Genomic DNA, 2,364 nt, shown 5'->3' with positions numbered 1-2,364 from the left:
TCTCAATTCGCCCTTTGGCGTGGCCCTGGTCGGCAACGATCTCTACGTCGCCAATACCGACGCCATCGTGCGTTACCCCTACACGTCGGGCGACACCAAGATCACCGCGCCGGGCGCCGTGCTGACGCCATTGCCCGGCGGACCTATCGATCACCACTGGACAAAGTCTCTCGTGGCCAGCCCCGACGGGTCTCGGCTGTATGTCGGCATCGGATCCAACAGCAACATCACCGAGAACGGCATCCAGGCGGAAAAGGACCGGGCCGCCATCTGGGAAGTCGACAGGGCCACTGGCCGCTATCGTATTTTCGCGAGCGGCCTGCGCAATCCCAACGGGCTGAGTTGGGAGCCGCAGAGCGGCGCGCTGTGGGCTGTGATCAACGAGCGCGACGAGCTCGGTCCTAACCTGGTTCCCGACTACATGACCTCGGTCAAGGACGGCGCGTTCTATGGTTGGCCGTACAGCTACTATGGTCAGCATGTCGACCCGCGCGTGATGCCGCAGCGGCCGGACCTCGTCGCCAAGGCGATCCCTCCCGACTATGCCTTGAGTTCCCACGTCGCACCTCTGGGCTTGACGTTCTACACTGGAACCAACCTGCCGGAGCTCTATCGCAACGGCGCCTTTGTTGGCGAGCATGGTAGCTGGAACCGCAAGAGCTTCAACGGCTACAAGGTCGTTTTCGTGCCGTTCAAAGACGGTCATCCAGATGGCAAGCCGCAGGACGTCGTCACCGGTTTCCTCGGCAAGGACAACAAGGCGCACGGGCGGCCCGTCGGCGTTGCCGTCGACAAATCCGGCGCGCTGCTGATCGCCGACGATGTCGGGAACACGGTCTGGCGCGTAACTTCCACGAGCCAGTAGGCACCTGCATAAACGCTGATCGCTTCACTATCTCGGTGCGAATTCCACCAGCGCCTTGACGAATTCTGCCGGTGCCTCGATCGGCAGGAATTCGCCGCAGTTGGCGATCATGTGACCTTGCAGGTTCTTTGCGCCAGACATCCTCAGACCTTCGAGGTAATCGTCGATCGATCCAAAATCCGCGTCGCCGCGGATATAGAGGATCGGAACTTCGATGCGCGCCGGGGCATTGGCCTCGGCATCCTGCTTGAACGCGCGATACCAATCAAAGCCGGCCTTAAGTGCCTCCGGCCTCGCATAGGCCTGCGTCAACGTCTCCCGCATTTCATTGGTCAATGCTTCGGGACGGCCGGCGAGCAGATCGAAGAAAAAATCGAAGTAGGCGCGTTGATGGCCCGTCACCAGCAACTCCGGTAACTCAGGCACCGCATGAAACGCAAAGTGCCAGATGCCCGGGTTTGCGACTACCTTCGTCCATGGTTGAAGGCCGGGGATAACCGTATTCATCGGCACCGCGCCGACGATGCGACCGCCATGATGGCGAGCAGCAGCGAAGGCAATCATGCCGCCCACATCGAAGCCTGCAACGACGATGGATTTGGCCCCAAGCGCCTCGGCGGCTGAAATCACAATACCGGCAAGAACCTTCTTTTCCGCCGACGGCGGAGTGCCACGCGATTCACCGATCTCCGGAAGATCGAAAGCCAGCGTAAAGTACCGCGTGCCGAGTTCATCGATCACGCCATCATAGATTTTCCTGGAATGGGGCCAGCCGTGCAGAAGGATCAAGGCCGGTCGGCGCGGATCGCCGGCCGTGGATACCGCCAGCTGCATATCGCCTGCTTCGAGGGTCTGGACGAGCATCGTCTATCCATTTTCGGGAACTCAGAAGAAAACGAAGAGCGAACGAATAGGTTGCCCCACCAGTTCAGTCTGCGTCGCTCGCCGCTGTCCGTTCTCCAACGTCTGTGCTCAAGGACCCAGCCCGCTTTCTGAGCCGGCTCGACCGTCACCAAGTGGGAGGAGGGGGCCATCCACCGGCCCTGTTGGTCCGCCTGCGGAACAAGCATTTAACCCTGGCGTTAGAATGCCGGGCGATCCCGCAACGGGCGAATGGGCAGTCGCGAAGTCGTCGCGGCGGTTTGCAATTAGGACAATGCAGGGAGATTCACATGCCGCTTACGGCCTTCGCACTCAATTGCTCGCTCAAAGCTTCGAACGACAGGGAAAAATCCTCCACCGATCGGTTGCTCGCCGATGTCCTGGCGGCGTTGATGCAATACGATGTGAAGGGCGAGATCGTGCGTGCGCTCAGCCACGATATCAAGCCCGGCGTGCTCTCCGACATGGGCGAGGGCGACGATTGGCCGAAACTCAGAAAGAAGATACTGGCGGCCGACATCTTCGTGCTCGGGCTTCCGATCTGGCTTGGCCAGCCCTCGAGTGTGGCCAAGCGCGTCCTGGAGCGGATGGATGCCTTTCTCGAGGAGACGGATGAC

3 protein-coding genes are annotated in these 2,364 nt (G+C 60.7%); 2 read left to right on the top strand and 1 reads right to left on the bottom strand.

Features of this window, described 5'->3' with window-relative positions:
• A partial coding sequence (locus EN925_RS32270; protein WP_164894538.1) for a sorbosone dehydrogenase family protein occupies positions 1 to 865 on the top strand: 865 nt, incomplete at its 5' end.
• A 27-nt stretch (positions 866 to 892) separates the two neighbouring features.
• Here EN925_RS32270 and EN925_RS32265 read toward each other — a convergent pair.
• Positions 893 to 1,729 carry an alpha/beta hydrolase gene (locus EN925_RS32265; RefSeq protein WP_127366453.1) on the bottom strand — a complete coding sequence of 279 codons (837 nt, stop codon included), beginning with the start codon at positions 1,727 to 1,729 and terminating at the stop codon, positions 893 to 895.
• A 308-nt stretch (positions 1,730 to 2,037) separates the two neighbouring features.
• Between EN925_RS32265 and EN925_RS32260 the strand changes: the two genes are divergently transcribed.
• Positions 2,038 to 2,364, top strand: a 327-nt coding sequence (locus tag EN925_RS32260; protein WP_164894537.1) for an NAD(P)H-dependent oxidoreductase, incomplete at its 3' end; no start/stop codon positions are given.

Origin of the sequence: Mesorhizobium sp. M7A.F.Ca.US.006.04.2.1 (genome assembly GCF_004022915.1) — a bacterium.
In the GTDB taxonomy this organism is placed as follows: Bacteria; Pseudomonadota; Alphaproteobacteria; order Rhizobiales; family Rhizobiaceae; genus Mesorhizobium; species Mesorhizobium ciceri.
The sequence above is the reverse complement of the archived record's forward strand: the minus strand, read 5'-3'. Positions and strand labels throughout refer to the sequence as shown.